This is a genomic window from Streptomyces sp. NPDC028419 (assembly GCF_055565515.1).
Genome location: NZ_JBVHUE010000029.1, coordinates 53360 through 68527, shown reverse-complemented (window position 1 = coordinate 68527; position 15168 = coordinate 53360). Strand labels below are relative to the sequence as shown.

Here is a 15168-nt window from a genome sequence, read left to right as displayed (position 1 = left end):
GTGGGATCGAGCGCGCGGTTCCCCGTAGGGGATGGCCTGGGGGGTGAGGTCGGTGACGGCCCGAACTCGGGGTGGTTGACCATCTCGTGCTCCTGCCGTTGTAGAGGTCCCCGACCCGGGTGTTGATCCGCAACACGGCAAGACGGGCAGTTAGGCGCACTTCCCCACCTCGGGGGCGCCCGGGGACTCGCGCGGACTCGCGCGGCGTCGACCACACACCCGGCGGTGCAACTGTCGCGCCAGGGCGCGCACCGCCTCGTGCCTCCCCGCCGGCAACCCCCCTACCAGTTGATCGAGTTCGACCCTGCCGTCGAGGAGCGGGGCCTCCCGGACCAGCCAGCGGTAGCCGGACCGGCCGCGCAGGGCCAGATCCGTTCCGGCGTCGAAGACGTGGACTCCGTCAACGGTCGGCACGTACGAGACATCGGACGTCAATCCCGCGCTCGACGCACGGGTCCCACCACAGGATTTCCCGCAGGGAGATACGTGCGCTGGTGAAGGAGCGCGCGCTGCGGGGTAGGAGTTCCGCTGACCACCGAAGGGGAGGCAGAAGTGGGCGACTGGATCCCGCGCGAGGAGTGGGTGAAGACGCAGCCGCAGGCGCTCGTGGCGTCGTGCGTCATGCTGCTGGACGACCAGGACCGGATGCTTCTCCTGCGGTACGGACCCGGCCAGGCGGAAGCCAGTGGGGCGTGGTGGCTGCCGGGTGGCATGGTCGACGAGGGCGAGAACCCCTGGCCGGCGGCCCGCCGGGAGATGAGCGAGGAGACCGGCATCGCGTTGGGCGCGCACCCTTGCCTCATCGGGATCGACCACAGGGTCGACGTCCTGGGCACCGGACCCGTCGTGGACTACTTCTTCGCCGCGAGGCGCGCACCCGGACAGCGGATCCGGCTCAGCCTCGAACACGACCAGTACGCCTTTCACCACCCCGCGGACCTCCCGGACCGTCTGGCGGCGCACCGCCGGACGCTCGTCGCGCTGCACGCCGCGGCCTTGGCGGGCCGCGCCGTGTACTTGCAGGAGGGGCTGCCCACAGGAAGGTGAGGAGGCCGGTCAGGCGTCGAAGCGGCGGCGGGCGGCATCGATGTCGCCGAGGTACCGGTGCGTCCAGCCGCACATCGCATCGACCGTCGCCCGCATCCCCTGGCCCGACTCGGCGAGGGTGTACTCGACCCGCGGCGGCACCGTGGGGTGCACGTTCCGCACGACCAGGCCGTTGCGTTCCAGCATGCGCAGGTTCTGGGTGAGCATCTTGTGGCTGATGCCCTCGACCTCGTCGCGCAGCTCGCCGAAGCGCAAGGTGCCGCCACCGAGGGCCTCGATGACATGGCCAGGTTGACCGCCTACGTCATCGACTGAGCGGGCTCTCGGTGGTCGGATTCAGTTGCATAGGAGTAACTCCACGAGTGCAAAGCATGCACTTGTTGTTAATCGGCCGGGGCCATAACTTCGGAGTGCGGCAAGGGAAGCGGCGCAAGTCGCCTCCCGCACCGCCCAACTGACCGACGTACGGACCGAATTCAGGGGAGCCCACCATGAGCACGACCGCAGCCACTGCCACTGCCACCGCCACGTTCCTGTCCGAGGTGACCGCCGCGGTGAAGACCGCCGGTCTGACCCTGCTGGACCGTTTCGCCCCGCATGCCCGGGGGGTGAGCCTGGAGGAGGTCGTGGCGGAGATCCACGCCAACGACGACGCGGTGCTGGCGGTGCTCCGGGAGCCGCTGCTGCGGGCCCGGCCGGGTTCGCGGTGGGCGGAGGACGAGCTGGCCGGCGGGGCGCTCCCGGCGGGGGAGTGGTGGGTCGTGGACCCCGCCGAGGGCAACATCAACCACGTCCACGGCATGTCGGACTGGGCCGTGACCGCCACGCTGGTCCGGGACAACCACCCGGTCCTCACCGTCGTGCACCTGCCGCTGACCGGGGACACCTACACCGCCGTCGCCGGCGGTGGCGCCCACCTCAACGGCCACCCGCTGAAGGTGTCCGCCAAGACCGATCTGGGGGCGGCCCTCATCGGTACCGGTCAGGCCAAGCCCGGCGAGGACGAGGCGACGTTCCGGCGGATCGGTGACTCGGTCACCGCCATGCTCATCAACGGCCTGGTCGTGCGGGTGTCCGTGCCCGCGACGCTGCAGCTCATCCATGTCGCCGCCGGGCGGATGGACGCGTTCTGGCAGTTCTCCGACGTCCGCTCCGGCCTGGTCGCCGGCGCCCTGTTGGTCTCCGAGGCCGGCGGCGCCGTCACCGACCTGGCGGGCGCCCCCTGGAGCACCGCCAGCCGCGACTTCCTGGCCGCCGCCCCCGGCCTCCACCAGGCCACCCTCGACATCCTCCAGCCGCTCGCCTGACGCAGCCGCTTCCTCCCCCTCCGACGCCCGACACCCACAAGGAGCACCACACCATGACCAACATCGGCATCCTCGGCACCGGCCGGGTCGGCACCAACCTCGCCACCAAGCTCGCCGCGGCCGGACATCACGTCACCCTCGGCGGCCGCACCCCGGACGAGAGCGCCGCCCGTGCCACCGGGCTCTCCCCGCGGATCTCCTTCGCCGACCAGCGCACCACCGCCCGCACCGCGGACCTCGTGATCAATGCGACCCCCGGTGACAGCGCCCTCGACCGCCTGGCCGACCTGCGCACCGAGCTCGCCGGCAAGATACTCGTCGACGTCTCCAACGCCACCCACCACGCCGAGGACGGGCTCCCGGGCGACCTCGTCTACCCCGGCAGCAGCCTCGCCGAGCAACTCCAGGACGCCCTTCCCGACAGCCGAGTCGTCAAGACCCTCAACACCATGCTGTTCATGGTCATGACCGCTCCCGAGACCCTGACCACCCCACCGACCGCCTACCTCTCGGGCAATGACGACGAGGCGAAGAAGACCGTCACCGACCTCCTCGCGGACCTGGGCTGGCGCCCCGAACAGATCGAGGACCTCGGCGACATCACCACGGCCCGCGCCACCGAAGCAATGGTCCTCCTCGTTCCCCACATCCTGCGCCGCAACGGCTTCGCCCCCTTCGCCATCTCCCTGGCCCGCTGACCCGCCCATGGGGCGTGGGGCATGGGCCAGGGACCGGTTGGGAATCCGCGCAGCGGCGACAACTGGTCTGTTGATGAGGTGATTTGGTGAGGCAAGCGATGCTGATTCGATAGTGCAGAACCCTGTGACGGTGGCGCACATGTGGTGTAGACCTTACGCCCAGTGCGGAGCGGAAAAGGGTGAGGCATGAGGGTGAAGCGTCGTTGGCTGCGGGCGACCGCGACCAGTTCCTTGGCGGTGGTGCTGCTGGCCGGCTGCGGGATGCTGTCCGACCCCGGGGCGGCCGAGGTGGTGCTCCGTGTCGTGGCCGCCGACTACGGCGATGGCCCGGCCAACTCCTCCGAGCCGTACTGGAAGGAGGTGGCGTCCAGCTTCGAGCAGGCACATGCCCATGTGCGGGTCGAGGTGAGCGTCCTCTCCTGGAACGACGTGGACGCCAAGGTCGCCGAGATGGTCGAGGCGGGCCATCCGCCCGACATCGCGCAGATCGGTGCCTACGCCGACTACGCGGCCGCCGGGAAGCTGTACGTTGCCGACGATCTCCTCTCGTTGCGTACGGAATCCGATCTGCTCGCGCCGCTCGCGGAAGCGGGCAGGGTCCGGGGCGATCAGTACGGTCTGCCGTTCGTGGCCTCGACCCGGCTGATGTTCTACAACACGAAGCTCTTGGAGAACGCGGGCGTCATGGCCAAGGGCGCGCCGTGGCAGCCCCGGAGCTGGGCCGACCTCACGGCGGCGGCGAGGAAGCTCAAGAGCGACGGGGTGCGTACCCCGATCGCGTTGCCCCTGGGGCCGGAGGAAGCACAGGCCGAGTCGATGCAGTGGATGCTGGCCGGCGGTGGCGGTATCACGAACGACTCCGGGAACTACGTCATCGACTCGACCGCGAACGTGAAGACCTTCGAGTTCCTGCGGGACGACCTGGTGGGCGCGGGACTGACCGGCCCGGGCGAACCGGGAAGGCTCGACCGCCAGAAGGCCTTCGACGCCTTCACCCGCGGAGAGGTCGGGATCCTCAACGGTCACCCCACCCTGGTGAAGCAGGCCGCTGCGAAGGGAATCAAGTTGGGGATGGTCGCGCTGCCCACGGCGAACGGCTCGGAGCCGCAGGCGATGGGCGTCGCGGACTGGCTCATGGCCTTCAGGAACGGGCATCCGCGGGAAGCCGGGAAGTTCCTCGACTTCCTGTATGAGGAGAAGAACGTCACCGCCTTCACCTCGAAGTACGGACTGCTGCCGGTGACGACGAGCGGCTACCAGCGGATGCTCGACTCCGGTGATCCCGGGACCGCACCGCTCAAGGTGTTCCTGAACGCCCTGCCGACCTCACGGCTCTACCCGGTGGGCAAGAAGTCCTGGGCCGGGGTGAACGCCGACTTGAAGAAGAAGATCGGCGCAGCCGTGCAGCCGGGCGGCCGACCGGCGAAGGTGCTGGAAGAAATCGCCGAGGGCGCCCGGAAGGCAGGTGACTGACTGATCGTTTCAGAATGGGGTCGGGGCGGTCATTCTTCGTCGAGTCGTTGGAGGACCTGCGTGAGGGCACCGGAGTCGAGCAGGCCGACGAGCACTTGAGTCATGTTGCCGATGTCGCGTCCCGAACGATCAGGCCGTCGGAACACCAGGGGCAACGCCCGCCCCGCTCTTCGCCCGTTCGACACCAACGCTTCATCAGGCGATCGTCCTCGGCAAGGGTAAACACGGTCGCACTCCAGCGTGAGTCATCCGCTGTCACCCGCACCTCGACATCGACGTTGCGGACGGTGCCCAGATCCTCGACCGCACGGGGCAAGGGCGACGCCGGGCGCCACCGCACCTCGCCCATCGAAGGAGAAACCAGTCAGTGACCTCCGCCGAGCCGTTCACCCGTATCAAGATTCGCGTGGCCGCAGCCCTGTTCAACGGCGACGAGATCGCCCTCATCCGCCGCACGAAGAACGGCCAGGACCAGTACACCCTGCCAGGTGGCAACGTCGAACCTGGCGAACCCATCCATCAAGCCCTCGCACGTGAACTCGACGAAGAACTGGGCCTGGACCTCGCAGAGGCGAGCAGCGTTCCACAGTTGACCTGGATCCAGGACGCCATGGTCACCCGCCCCGGCAGCGCCCCACCCCGCAAACTCCACCTCGTCTTCCGCGTCCACATCGACAACACCACCCGCGCTCGTCTGCGCACCATTGAGCACGATGACACTGCTGGCGCCGGCCACCTCACCTGGCGCCACTACAAGGACACGGCCGACAAGGCGCTGTTCCCACCGGTCCCACTCGCCGCACTCGTTACTCCCACGGCGCCGCTCGATGCTGCCCGGGCACTGCTTCCGACCATGGACGACAGCAATTACCAATGGATCTGATCCGCCGCCGTGCCCCACGCGACCCCTTTTCGAAACCACCTATAAGGGGCCGTCCGGGGTGAGGTGTGCCACGTGGTCGGTCCGCCGGTCGGTGTGCGGGTGGCCCCGGCGGACTCGAAATGGTAGGGCGGGGTCAGATCGTGAACGTCCGTCAAGAAGTGCAGGTCACGGGACGATAACGGGGCGCGGTGGGAAATTCGGGGCGGCCGCCGGGCGTCGCACGGAGGGGTTTCGGCTCCATGCGGTCTCAGTTGTGGCGCATTCCATACGATTTGAGGGAGTCTCGAAGCCGCTGGTAGAGCTGGCCGCATGATCAAAACGATTCGAAAGCCTCGTCATGCCAAGCCCCGTTCCCGCACCTCCTCGACGCGCGTCGGTGTGCTCGGGGGTGTCCTGGGCACCCTCGCGTTGGCCGCCACGGCCACCCCGGCCTCGGCCCACCAGGCGGATTCGGGCCCGACGGGCGCGCGTGGGCAGATACCGTCCTCCCGACCCGATGGCGCCACCGCCCCCGGGAGCTCGGGCAGCTCCGACAGCTCCGCGTCGGACAGCGTGACGGGAACCGCCGCGAAGGTCGTGGCCTTCGCGCGGGCCCAGGTCGGCAAGGGGTACGTGATGGGCGGGACGGGCCCGAACGCGTACGACTGCTCCGGCCTGACCCAAGCCGCCTACCGTCAGGCGGGCGTCGAACTCCCGCGCGTCTCCCAGGAGCAGTCCGCGAGCGGCCGGGACGTCGACCTGTCCGACCTGCGACCGGGCGACCTCCTCTACTGGGGCGCCAAGGGCGCCGCCACCCACGTGGCCGTCTACCTCGGGAACGGCACGTACGTCGGCGCCCAGAACTCCCGCGTCGGTGTCGTCGAGCGCAGCCTCGACTGGTCCAGCCCCTCAGGCGCCGTCCGCGTCCTGTGACGACCCCCGACGACCGGTCCGCAAGCCGACCGGCCCGGAATCGGTTCAGATGGCGATGACCCGCCGGCCTCGGGTGTGGCCCGCCTGGCTGTCGATGTGCGCGGCCGCGGCTTCGGTGAGCGGGTAGGACTTCTCCACCGGGATGTGGAGCTTCCCCCTGGAGATGAGGGCGACGGCTTCGGCGAGCGCGTCCCGCACGCTTCCCGCCGTTCCGGAGAAGCGGACACCCAGCCGCGGTGCGTCGAGGTCGGCGGTGGAGACCACCTTGCGCGGGTCACCGGTCAGCTCCACGAGTTCGCGGATCACGCCCGAGCCGGCCAGGTCGAGCGCCGCGTCGACGGTGCCGAGCCGCCTCACCCGATCGACCCAGCCGTCGCCGTACGTCGTGGCGAGCGCGCCCAGGCTCCGCAGGTAGTCCTGATTCGCGGCGCCGCCCGTGCCGATCACTGTGACGCCGCGCTCGCGTGCGATCTGCAGCACCGCTGAACCGACGCCCCCTGACGCGCCGCTCACCAGCAGCGTCTGGCCGGGGCGCACACCCGTCTCGGCGATGACGCGCAGGGCGGTCTCCACCACCGAGGGATATCCCGCCGCCTCCTCGAAGGTCAGGCCGTCGGGCATCCGGGCCCAGACCCCGAGGACGGCGAACTCGGCGTAGGTGCTCGCCCCTTCACCGAACACGCGGTCGCCGATCTCGACCCCTTCGACCCCCTCGCCGATCTCGTCCACCACGCCCGCCGCGTCCAGGCCGACGCCAGAGGGGAGTGGGACCGGACGAGGACCCAGGGCCTGGCCCTCGCGGAGCCTCCAGTCGACGGGGTTGACGCCCGCCGCGCGCACGGCGATGCGTATCCGGCCGGGGCCCGCGTGGGGCTCCTCGGCATCTATGAGGTGCAGGACGTCGGGACCGCCGAATTCGGCGAAGCTCACCTTCTTCATACCGGCGACCGTAGCACTAACCGTTAGGATTTAGGGATCGTTATGAATCTGCCCCTGTTAGTATCACGCCATGACCGTGCCGACCGGACGCCGTGAACGCAAGAAGGCCGCGACCCGCCAGAAGATCGCCGACACCGCCCTACGGCTCTTCCTGGAGTGCGGGTACGACGCGGTGGGCATCCGTGACGTGGCCGCCGAGGCCGACGTCGCCGTGACCACGCTCTTCTACCACTTCGCCTCGAAAGAGGCGTTGGTCTTCGAGCAGGACGAGAACTTCGAGCAGCGCCTCACGCGCGCGGTCACGGACAGGGACCCGGCGCAACCGCTCATGCCGGCACTGCGCCACGCGATCCGGGACATGGTGCGGCACTGCACGGCGGACGGCGCGGCCCCGATCTATCGCATGATCGACGAGTCACGTGCCCTGCGCGAGTACGAGGACTCGATGCGCCTGCGGCACGCGGAAGCCCTGGCCGGGGCCATGGTCGCGGACCGCGCACTGGCGGCGACGCCGACGGCCTGCCGGGCCATCGCGCGCTTCGTGATCGACGCCTACGCGCTGGGCCGCGAGGCGGCCGATCCGGACGCGGCGGTGGACGAGATCTTCGAGATGATCGAAGCGGCCTGGGAGGCCACCCGCTCCTCCCGGCCCGAGTGAGCGTTCCGGCCGGGGCGGTGCGCAGGTCGTGGCCCCGACCCTTGCCACCGCCGCGCCCACATCTGTTCAGGGCCCGTCCGGTGGTGTGTTCGCCCCCTCGACGTCCAGGCAGGCGTGTACCCGCTTCCCGCCGCCCGCGGCCGGTGTGACGGTCACGGTCCGGGCCATGCGGTGGATCAGGATCAATCCCCAGCCGCCGCTGCCGCCCATGTGGGGCGGCCGGACCTCGGGCAGGGCGGGGCTGGTGTCCGTGACGTCGATGTCCAGAAGCCCCTCGTGCAGGAGCAGGTCGAGGCTGAACGGGCCGGTGGTGTGCCGCACCGCATTGCTCACGAGCTCCGTGACGACGAGAGCGGCATCGCCCTCGGTCACCGCGGACACCGTCTCCCCGTCATCCTTCGCATCGCGCAGAAAGTGCGCCGTGGCGTCTCGGGCGCGGGCAGCCGCGTGGGTGCCGGTCGGCAGGTCCAGGTGCTGCCGTCGCTCTGTCGCATGGGAAGGGATCATCGGGAGGCGTCCGTATCGTCGTGGTCTCGGGCTCTCCTACTCAGATAGGCGCCTGCCCGGGCGGCGCGCTCCCATACCCGTATGAGCACACCCGCTGCCGGCGAAGGGGTGAAGGGTGGGGCCGGCCGGCTGTCCCGGCGGTCGTCATCGCCGCGGTCCGTTGCCCGGGTCGTCGGTGCACGCGATGCACTCCACGTCGAGTTGATCGGCGAGTTGGTTCATGGCGCCGGCCGCCTCGTCGATGGTTCTGGGTTCGCCCCGCGCGTCCTCGACTCCGGCCGGGGTCAACAGGTCGGCGGCCATGGTGCGCATGAGGGCGGTGACCTGGGCGGCCGGGATCAGTAGTTGCCCGTCGGTCGCCGGGATCAGCGAGATCGCCACCGAGATCATGACGGCGCTCCCTCGTCGCCCAGCCTCGTGGCCGGCGCCGGGCGGTAGCCCCTACGGTCGGGGGATCCGTCTCCGGCACCGGTTCCCGTGGACTCGGCGAAGAGGTGCTCCATGGCCCGTCGTACCTCGTCGAAGTGGCGCCACGGCTTGCCGTTCGAGCTGTCACGGAGCCGGTCCCGATCGGTGTCGTTCATGGTGCCTCCGTGCGGTGCGGACATGACGTGCGCGTGTCCGGCGATGTGCTGTGGCGGACGTCTACCCCGCAACGGTCGGCCTAGCCGCCGGCAAAACGGTCGACCCGGCCGCGAGTCATCCTGAATGTGGAACCCGGGCCGTCTCGCCCTCATAAAGGCGGCAACTGTGCGTGCATGTTCGGGGTGCGACCGGGCATGCGGTGCCTTGGAGGTTGATATTCATGGTTCCCCTGCTTCTCGTTCTTCTGCTGGTACTGATCCTTTTCGGTGCGGGTTTCGCGCTGAAGATCCTCTGGTGGGTCGCGATCGCGGTCCTCGTATTGTGGCTGGTCGGGTTCGTAGCCAGGCCGAAGGGCGGTAGCGGCCGCTGGTATCGCTGGTAGCCGTCTGCTGTTCGTACAGCTCTCGCACGTCATGGCTGTGGCCTGCCCCCTCCTCAATTGGGGTGGCAGGCCACAGCCATGTCGTGATGTGCGGACCCTGTTTCTGGTAATGCATTCGATTGACTTTCGTGCGGAGCGGAATATAGGGCATGCGGAATCCGGGCCTAAGAAATGCTGGCGCAAAGGGAGATGGCCGACAAGGAAGATGGTCGATATGGGTGAGGGCGTCGCTCAGGCAGGGCGGAGCGCGCTGCGGCCCTGCTCCCAAGCCGTGCGGATGTGCGCGGCGAGGCGGTCCTCCAGCAGCAGGGTCGCCGCGCAGCCGAAGGCGACGTCGGGCTCCAGAGCGGGTTCGTCGGCGAGGAGTCCGCCGATGACCTCGTGGCGTACGACCTGTTCGTGGACGGCGTCCGCTTCGACGTGCTCGGCGTAGAAGTGTTCGGCGGCCGGACCGGCGCCGCACCTGCGCATGGCGGCGGCGAGGCGCCGCGAGCCGGGGGAGGAGGTCACTTCGACGCACGCGAAGTGACCGATGAGGGCGCCGCGCAGGGCCCGGTGCAGGCCCAGGAGCGACATCAGGTTGACGGTGGCCAGCGCGGGGGCGGGGGCCCGGTCCAGGTAGTGGCCGTAGGCCGGGTCCAGGCCCAGGTCGGCCATGAGGTCGGCGAAGAGCCGTGCGTGGATGCGGTCGGCGCGCCCCGCCCCGAACTCGTCGTACTCGATGGCGACCATCGCGGCCTTGGCACGGCCGGTGAGCCGGGGGATCACCCAGGCGTGCGGGTCCGCCTCCTTCAGGTGGTAGAGGGAGCGCAGGGCCGCGTACTCGCGCAGTTGCCACAGCTCACCTTCGATCTGCAGGAGATGGCTGAGGCTGTCGCTCAGGTCGACGGGTTCCACGAGCAGGGGGGCGAACGCCGCCGCCACGGACCGCGGCGCGTCGGCCGTATCCGCCTTGAGGGCATGGAGGAAGCGGTCCTCCAGGGCGCGGCGCATCCGCAGCACCCCGGGGTCCCATTCGAGAGCCTCGTCGACCTCCGCGAACCCGCGGTAGTGCAGCTCGTACAGCAGGTAGAGGGCGAGTTGGAGGTCCTCCCCCCACGGATCGGCCCGCAGGGCGGAGCCCGGGGCCCACGCGGGGGGTCGCCCGGTACGCAGGGAGCGCACCACCGCGTGCGAGAGCTCGCCGCGGCCCCGTACGAGGGCGGGCGTGGACGTCGCCCTCGTGATGGCGTTGGCTCCGGAGGGTGGCGTCATGACGCGCTCCTGCCTTCGGTCGTGCCTTCGGGTGTGCCCTTGGGGGACGGGGACCTCTGCTCGCGGGCCCGGTGGCTCGTGTCGCACCACGGGTAGCTACGGCTGCGACGGCAGGTGCACACGGCGACCATGAAGCGGTCCGAGCGGGCCGTCGTGCCGTCCTCCATCATGATCTCGACCGGCCCCTCCACGAGTACGGGGCCCGAGGGCTCCACGCGGACCCGCCGAGCCCGCGGGCACTCGGCAGGGGCGTCGTGGGCGGGGGTGCCGAGTGCCCGCGGGCTCGGCGGGTCCTGGGGAGCAGAAGCGATCATGCCGCGCGTCTACCCGTGATCGCGCGGCGCACGCGCGGCCGCGGGCCGCCCCACGACGGCCTCATCGCGTCATGAGGAGGCCGGGTAGGCGGCGGCCTTGAGGCAGCGGGCGAGGTGCGCGGTGTTCGCGGCCAGCGTCGCCGTGGTGGCCTCGGTCTTCTCGGGGGTCTTGTCGAGGTCCTGGTAATCGGTCCCCTGCATGGCTTCGCCGACCCAATACGTGACCGCGTTCGGTGCGAGGGAGAAGCCCACGTCGTTCAGGCCCTGGAAGAGATCGGCGCTCACCTTGTGCGCGCCGTCCTCGTTGCCGACGACGCAGACCGCGGCGACCTTGCCGTAGGTGAGCATGCGGCCTTCGTCATCGCTCTCGCCGATTTCGGCGTCCAGGCGTTCCAGCACGCGCTGGGCCACGCTGGAGGGGTGCCCGAGCCAGATCGGCGTGGACAGGACCAGGATGTCGCAGCCCAGGACCGTATCCCGGATCTCGGGCCAGGCGTCCCCCTCGCCCATGTCCACCTGGACGCCCGCCTTGACGTCGTGATCGGCGACCCGGATGACCTTTCCCGTGACGCCGTGCTCGGCGAGGGCGGCCATGGTCTGTTCGGCCAGCAGCTGGGAACTGGACGGGGACGGTGAGGGAGACAGGGTGCAGACGAGGGCGACGGCGCGCAGCGGAGTGGTCTCTGTGGTGTCCATGGACCCCGGCTGCCCGCACTCCCGGTCGGTATGCGCGTACCGCGGGTGCGCGGGGTCCGCCCACGAGATCCCACGCCGGCCGCAGCGCGGCCCTGCGCGGTCAAAGCCGCGGGCCCGGTCGTTTCGGCCGATCGGAGGTCCCCAGGTGTGCGGGCGCGGACCGCGGGGGACAGTGGTGCGGCACCGGCCGGCCGACCGTCCGAAAGGGAGCCCCACCGTGCTGCCCCTCTTCCACGCCGCGCCATTCCTTCCTGCCGACGGAGCCGGCCCCGAGCGGGAACGGTTCCTGGCCGACGGCTACGTGCGCCTGCCGGGGCTGCTCACTCCCGCCGGGCTCACCACACTGCGCCGCGAGGCGGGGAAACTGGAGAAGATCGCACGTCGTCGGGACTTCACGATGGCGTGCACGGACGGCTCGCCCCGCCACATGACGGCCCTGGGAGGCCACGTCATCGCCGAGCACTCCGAGCTGATTCCCCGGCTGTACGAGGACCAGGGCCTGCTGGCACTCGTCAGCCGACTCACCGGCCGGCCCGCGGCGCCCGTCCCCGACCCGCTGGAACGGCACGTACTGAACATCCTGCACCGGGTGGGCGACACCCACGGCGCCCACACCGACGACTACCCGTACGCCCTCGTCCTGTTCCTCGAAGCCCCCGACCATCCCGCCGACGGGGGCCTCGCGCAGTTCACCCCGCACACCGCGGTCCTCCAGGACGTCGACGACGAACGCGCCGCCACCGCCCACCACGCCGCCGGCGACGCCTACCTCCTGCGCAGCGACACCACCGCGCACCGCGTCACCCCGCTCACCCGACCCGGCGTACGCCGCACCGTGCTGAACTTCGCCTACACCACCCCGGGCTCCCAGCCCGAGCCGACGCGATCGGCCGGCGAACTCTACGGCTGACCCGAGCGGCACTCCCTGCGGCCACACCCGAGAGCCGTGCGGTCCGCGGGGTGTGGCCGGCGACGGCGCGGGCAGACGCCATGCGTCCGCAGGACAGGGGGCGAGGAGGCCTCACATGGCTGCCGAATTCGACGCACGGACGACTGGCCACGCGACCGGCCACGCGGACGACGACGCCCGGGCCCCGGTCGTCGTCCGCGTGGCCGGTGAGATCGACATCCAGCACGCGGGTGAGCTGGAGAGCCTCGTCACCGCGGCCCTCGCCGGCGCGGGACCCTCGACAGAGATCGTCGTGGACCTCAGCAACTCGTCCTTCTGCGACTCCTCCGGCCTCAACGCCCTCCTCCGCGCGCGCCAAGCCGCCTTGCGCGCCGGCCACGTCCTCAGCCTCGCGGCCCCCAGCCACCAAATGCTGCGGTTGCTCGACCTGACCGGCACCGCCGCTCTCTTCCCCGTCCGACCGGCCGTCGCGGGCTGACCGCGCCGCATCGACCCCACCCCCGTGGCGCGAGCCGCGCCGGACGGAGCGCCGCGGGCGGGCACTCGGCCGACCGGGCTCGCCGACGTGGTCCCCGCCGACGGCGGTGGCCACGCGGACCGGACCCGTTCAACCGAGTCCGAGGTGATCCGCGAGCCCGAGTGCGCTGGTGAGTCCGACCTCCCGTTCGTACACCCCGTCCGCGTCCGCGGCGATGACGGCGTAGCGCCAGGAGCGGCCGTCCGCGGGGGCGCCCGCGTACAGCACCACCCCGTCGCCGCGCTCCGGGTCGAACGCGAGCCGGTGGGCGCGCAGCCGGTCGAGCGCCGTGCCGAGGTCGAACGCCGTCCGGGCGCGCGCCTTCGCCACCGTCCACGCGGGGCGAGCCGTGCCGGACGCCTTCGTCAGGAGGTTCACCATGGCGTGGGGCGTGGTGGTGGCCGTCCGGCGGACGTTGCTCTCGCCGGCGTAGAGCACCCCGTCCGCGTCGACCAGCGCGTCCAGGCCGAACGGGCCGAGGTAGCCATGACGGGCCAGGTGGCGGCCCAGTGCCAGCCCCCACTGCTCCAACTCGCCGGTCACGTGCGCGCACGACGTCGGCAAGGGCGAGGCGTATCCCGTGAAGGAGCCTCGTTCCGTGCGCATCGCACCGCTGAAGAGCACGCGGGTACCGGAAGCCGCGACGTCCATCTGGACGCTCACGGACTCGGCCACGGCCAGGCACTGCTCCACCACCCACGTGCCGTGCGCTCCGCCGACGGCTTCCAGCGCCGGGACCGCCCCCGGTACGTCCGCCGGTACGCCCATCCGTCCGTCCTCGCGGGAGAGGAAACGCATCCCGTGACCCCCCGCCGAGCGGTCGGGCTTGACCACCACCTTCTCGTGCCGCCCGAGCAGTTGCCGTACGACGGCTTCGACTTCGGAGCGGCGGCACACCCGTCCCTCCGGGACCCGCATGCCCAGCTGCGCGGCCGCCCGGCGGAAGCCGGCCTTGGTGTTCAAGAGCATCGTCACCGGTAGGGCCGCCACGGCTTCGTCGACCGTGGGGTACGGGTGGACGCTCAGCCCGAGATCACGCGCGAACGCGACGGCGGACGCGTCGAGGGCGATCGGGAGCAAGGCCGTCCCCGGTGGGTGGACGTGGGCCGCGACCCGCTCCATCAGCCCGGCCTCCCGCACGGCCCGGGCCAGGGGGACGGGGCCGGCCGGCGGCACCTCGATGACGGCGGTTCGCTCGACGGGTACCCCGGTCAACTCGCTGACGTACCGCCGGAAGTCCCCGCTCAGCGATCCGGGGGTCACGAGCACGTCGCCGGCCCGCAACAGCCAGGCCTTGCGCGGCGCCTGCTCGGCCCACTGGGCCAGGGCCCGGCCTTCCGCGAGGTCCACCGCCACGTCGGACAGGAAATTGGCGAAGAACACCAGCGGACCCGCGCCCGGCCCACCCGCCACGGTCTCTGCGTCCCCGATCATGCCGGGCGTCTGCCCGCCCGAAGGGTTCCCACGCGGTGAATCGCGCGGCGGTCGTGCGCATGACTCTTCCGGGCCCGGGCAGGCGGAGTTGAGGCGGAGTACACGCCTTCGCCGCGTACGGCAACGGAAGAAGGAGGGCGGCAGGCAAGCCTGTGGCGCCCTCCACTCACCGGAGGAGTTGTTTTCGCGTGACTGAGCATGTGTGGAGTTACACGTCGACCTCGGGGCACCTGGCCGGCGCCGATCTGACCGGTTACAAGGTCGAGGCGAGCGACGGCAGCATCGGCAAGGTGGACAAGCACTCCGACGAGGTCGGTGACGCCTACCTGGTCGTGGACACCGGGGTCTGGATATTCGGCAAGGACGTCCTCCTCCCGGCCAGCACGGTGATCCGGATCGACCCGGAGGACAGGAAGATCTTCGTGGGCCGGACCAAGGAGCAGATCAAGAACGCTCCCGAGTTCCTCCGCGACAAGCACCTCGCCGATCCGACCTACCGCGCGCAAGTGGGTACGTACTACGGCCCGGACATCCCGTTCGGTGGTCGACCCGCCTGACCCCGCAGGGGGTGAAGGGGGGCCCGGACTCCACGAGTTCGGGCCCCCCTTCGCTCAGCAGGTCGAGCTCCACGAGGAAAGGAGCGTACGCATCG

At 70.6% G+C, this 15168-nt stretch carries 20 protein-coding genes and 1 pseudogene; 11 read left to right on the top strand and 10 right to left on the bottom strand.

Annotation, left to right across the window (positions count from 1 at the left end; genetic code table 11):
* Positions 1–150: 150 nt before the first annotated feature.
* The gene (locus tag ACZ4UB_RS29125; protein WP_468074644.1) at positions 151–414 is read right to left on the bottom strand and encodes a hypothetical protein; all 264 of its coding nucleotides are present in this window, start codon (positions 412–414) and stop codon (positions 151–153) included.
* A 138-nt stretch (positions 415–552) separates the two neighbouring features.
* Between ACZ4UB_RS29125 and ACZ4UB_RS29120 the strand changes: the two genes are divergently transcribed.
* Entirely contained in the window at positions 553–1047 is a 495-nt protein-coding gene (locus tag ACZ4UB_RS29120; protein ID WP_468074642.1) for an NUDIX hydrolase, read from the top strand.
* Between the two features lie 9 nt (positions 1048–1056).
* On the opposite strand, the pseudogene ACZ4UB_RS29115 reads toward ACZ4UB_RS29120, so the two are convergent.
* A pseudogene (locus ACZ4UB_RS29115) lies at positions 1057–1329 on the bottom strand (winged helix-turn-helix transcriptional regulator); the annotation flags it as partial.
* A 209-nt stretch (positions 1330–1538) separates the two neighbouring features.
* Here ACZ4UB_RS29115 and ACZ4UB_RS29110 point away from each other — a divergent pair.
* The 5 genes from ACZ4UB_RS29110 to ACZ4UB_RS29090 all read left to right on the top strand — a co-directional run bounded on the left by ACZ4UB_RS29110 (position 1539) and on the right by ACZ4UB_RS29090 (position 6320).
* A complete protein-coding gene (locus tag ACZ4UB_RS29110) occupies positions 1539–2354 on the top strand; it encodes an inositol monophosphatase family protein (RefSeq protein WP_468074640.1) in 816 nt (271 codons plus the stop codon).
* Between the two features lie 53 nt (positions 2355–2407).
* A complete protein-coding gene (locus ACZ4UB_RS29105; RefSeq protein ID WP_468074638.1) occupies positions 2408–3052 on the top strand; it encodes an NADPH-dependent F420 reductase in 645 nt (214 codons plus the stop codon).
* A gap of 186 nt (positions 3053–3238) precedes the next feature.
* Positions 3239–4525: an ABC transporter substrate-binding protein gene (locus ACZ4UB_RS29100; RefSeq protein WP_468074636.1), complete on the top strand. Its 1287-nt coding sequence runs from the start codon at positions 3239–3241 to the stop codon at positions 4523–4525.
* A 367-nt stretch (positions 4526–4892) separates the two neighbouring features.
* Complete coding sequence (locus tag ACZ4UB_RS29095) at positions 4893–5408, top strand: NUDIX hydrolase (RefSeq protein WP_468074634.1); 516 nt, start codon at positions 4893–4895, stop codon at positions 5406–5408.
* A gap of 309 nt (positions 5409–5717) precedes the next feature.
* The gene (locus ACZ4UB_RS29090; RefSeq protein ID WP_468074632.1) at positions 5718–6320 is read left to right on the top strand and encodes a C40 family peptidase; all 603 of its coding nucleotides are present in this window, start codon (positions 5718–5720) and stop codon (positions 6318–6320) included.
* Between the two features lie 45 nt (positions 6321–6365).
* Here ACZ4UB_RS29090 and ACZ4UB_RS29085 read toward each other — a convergent pair whose 3' ends face one another.
* A complete protein-coding gene (locus ACZ4UB_RS29085; RefSeq protein WP_468074630.1) occupies positions 6366–7259 on the bottom strand; it encodes an NADP-dependent oxidoreductase in 894 nt (297 codons plus the stop codon).
* Positions 7260–7329: 70 nt separating this feature from the next.
* On the opposite strand from ACZ4UB_RS29085, the gene ACZ4UB_RS29080 reads away from it, so the two are divergent.
* On the top strand, positions 7330–7917 hold the full coding sequence (locus tag ACZ4UB_RS29080) for a TetR/AcrR family transcriptional regulator (protein ID WP_468074628.1): 588 nt from the start codon (positions 7330–7332) through the stop codon (positions 7915–7917).
* Between the two features lie 66 nt (positions 7918–7983).
* On the opposite strand, the gene ACZ4UB_RS29075 is transcribed toward ACZ4UB_RS29080, so the two are convergent.
* The 3 genes from ACZ4UB_RS29075 to ACZ4UB_RS29065 all read right to left on the bottom strand — a co-directional run bounded on the left by ACZ4UB_RS29075 (position 7984) and on the right by ACZ4UB_RS29065 (position 9008).
* Positions 7984–8424, bottom strand: coding sequence for an ATP-binding protein (locus tag ACZ4UB_RS29075; protein WP_468074626.1), 441 nt, complete (start codon positions 8422–8424; stop codon positions 7984–7986).
* A 144-nt stretch (positions 8425–8568) separates the two neighbouring features.
* Positions 8569–8814, bottom strand: coding sequence for a DUF6213 family protein (locus ACZ4UB_RS29070; RefSeq protein WP_468074624.1), 246 nt, complete (start codon positions 8812–8814; stop codon positions 8569–8571).
* Positions 8811–9008, bottom strand: coding sequence for a hypothetical protein (locus ACZ4UB_RS29065; RefSeq protein WP_468074622.1), 198 nt, complete (start codon positions 9006–9008; stop codon positions 8811–8813). The genes ACZ4UB_RS29070 and ACZ4UB_RS29065 overlap by 4 nt, the downstream gene beginning before the upstream one ends.
* Before the next feature lie 221 nt (positions 9009–9229).
* Here ACZ4UB_RS29065 and ACZ4UB_RS29060 point away from each other — a divergent pair, with 221 nt between their 5' ends.
* On the top strand, positions 9230–9391 hold the full coding sequence (locus ACZ4UB_RS29060) for a hydrophobic protein (protein WP_385773101.1): 162 nt from the start codon (positions 9230–9232) through the stop codon (positions 9389–9391).
* Positions 9392–9622: 231 nt separating this feature from the next.
* On the opposite strand, the gene ACZ4UB_RS29055 is transcribed toward ACZ4UB_RS29060, so the two are convergent.
* From ACZ4UB_RS29055 to ACZ4UB_RS29045, 3 genes are all read right to left on the bottom strand, one after another.
* On the bottom strand, positions 9623–10645 hold the full coding sequence (locus ACZ4UB_RS29055; protein ID WP_468074620.1) for an iron-containing redox enzyme family protein: 1023 nt from the start codon (positions 10643–10645) through the stop codon (positions 9623–9625).
* Positions 10642–10959, bottom strand: coding sequence for a CDGSH iron-sulfur domain-containing protein (locus ACZ4UB_RS29050; RefSeq protein WP_468074618.1), 318 nt, complete (start codon positions 10957–10959; stop codon positions 10642–10644). The genes ACZ4UB_RS29055 and ACZ4UB_RS29050 overlap by 4 nt, the downstream gene beginning before the upstream one ends.
* A 69-nt stretch (positions 10960–11028) precedes the next feature.
* The gene (locus ACZ4UB_RS29045) at positions 11029–11655 is read right to left on the bottom strand and encodes a flavodoxin family protein (protein ID WP_468074616.1); all 627 of its coding nucleotides are present in this window, start codon (positions 11653–11655) and stop codon (positions 11029–11031) included.
* 217 nt (positions 11656–11872) lie between these two features.
* On the opposite strand from ACZ4UB_RS29045, the gene ACZ4UB_RS29040 reads away from it, so the two are divergent.
* Positions 11873–12565: a HalD/BesD family halogenase gene (locus ACZ4UB_RS29040; RefSeq protein WP_468074614.1), complete on the top strand. Its 693-nt coding sequence runs from the start codon at positions 11873–11875 to the stop codon at positions 12563–12565.
* Between the two features lie 115 nt (positions 12566–12680).
* Positions 12681–13043, top strand: coding sequence for an STAS domain-containing protein (locus ACZ4UB_RS29035; protein ID WP_468074612.1), 363 nt, complete (start codon positions 12681–12683; stop codon positions 13041–13043).
* Between the two features lie 129 nt (positions 13044–13172).
* Here ACZ4UB_RS29035 and ACZ4UB_RS29030 read toward each other — a convergent pair whose 3' ends face one another.
* On the bottom strand, positions 13173–14516 hold the full coding sequence (locus ACZ4UB_RS29030; protein WP_468074610.1) for a preATP grasp domain-containing protein: 1344 nt from the start codon (positions 14514–14516) through the stop codon (positions 13173–13175).
* Positions 14517–14704: 188 nt separating this feature from the next.
* On the opposite strand from ACZ4UB_RS29030, the gene ACZ4UB_RS29025 reads away from it, so the two are divergent.
* Positions 14705–15073, top strand: coding sequence for a PRC-barrel domain containing protein (locus ACZ4UB_RS29025; protein WP_468074608.1), 369 nt, complete (start codon positions 14705–14707; stop codon positions 15071–15073).
* The last annotated feature ends 95 nt before the right edge of the window (positions 15074–15168 follow it).

Coding starts and splice junctions, on each gene's coding strand:
- ACZ4UB_RS29110 (WP_468074640.1), top strand. CDS start 1,539: ATGAGCACGACCGCAGCCACTGCCACTGCCACCGCCACGTTCCTGTCC.
- ACZ4UB_RS29105 (WP_468074638.1), top strand. CDS start 2,408: ATGACCAACATCGGCATCCTCGGCACCGGCCGGGTCGGCACCAACCTC.
- ACZ4UB_RS29100 (WP_468074636.1), top strand. CDS start 3,239: ATGAGGGTGAAGCGTCGTTGGCTGCGGGCGACCGCGACCAGTTCCTTG.
- ACZ4UB_RS29090 (WP_468074632.1), top strand. CDS start 5,718: ATGATCAAAACGATTCGAAAGCCTCGTCATGCCAAGCCCCGTTCCCGC.
- ACZ4UB_RS29085 (WP_468074630.1), bottom strand. CDS start 7,259: ATGAAGAAGGTGAGCTTCGCCGAATTCGGCGGTCCCGACGTCCTGCAC.
- ACZ4UB_RS29080 (WP_468074628.1), top strand. CDS start 7,330: ATGACCGTGCCGACCGGACGCCGTGAACGCAAGAAGGCCGCGACCCGC.
- ACZ4UB_RS29075 (WP_468074626.1), bottom strand. CDS start 8,424: ATGATCCCTTCCCATGCGACAGAGCGACGGCAGCACCTGGACCTGCCG.
- ACZ4UB_RS29070 (WP_468074624.1), bottom strand. CDS start 8,814: ATGATCTCGGTGGCGATCTCGCTGATCCCGGCGACCGACGGGCAACTA.
- ACZ4UB_RS29065 (WP_468074622.1), bottom strand. CDS start 9,008: ATGAACGACACCGATCGGGACCGGCTCCGTGACAGCTCGAACGGCAAG.
- ACZ4UB_RS29060 (WP_385773101.1), top strand. CDS start 9,230: ATGGTTCCCCTGCTTCTCGTTCTTCTGCTGGTACTGATCCTTTTCGGT.
- ACZ4UB_RS29055 (WP_468074620.1), bottom strand. CDS start 10,645: ATGACGCCACCCTCCGGAGCCAACGCCATCACGAGGGCGACGTCCACG.
- ACZ4UB_RS29050 (WP_468074618.1), bottom strand. CDS start 10,959: ATGATCGCTTCTGCTCCCCAGGACCCGCCGAGCCCGCGGGCACTCGGC.
- ACZ4UB_RS29045 (WP_468074616.1), bottom strand. CDS start 11,655: ATGGACACCACAGAGACCACTCCGCTGCGCGCCGTCGCCCTCGTCTGC.
- ACZ4UB_RS29035 (WP_468074612.1), top strand. CDS start 12,681: ATGGCTGCCGAATTCGACGCACGGACGACTGGCCACGCGACCGGCCAC.
- ACZ4UB_RS29030 (WP_468074610.1), bottom strand. CDS start 14,516: ATGATCGGGGACGCAGAGACCGTGGCGGGTGGGCCGGGCGCGGGTCCG.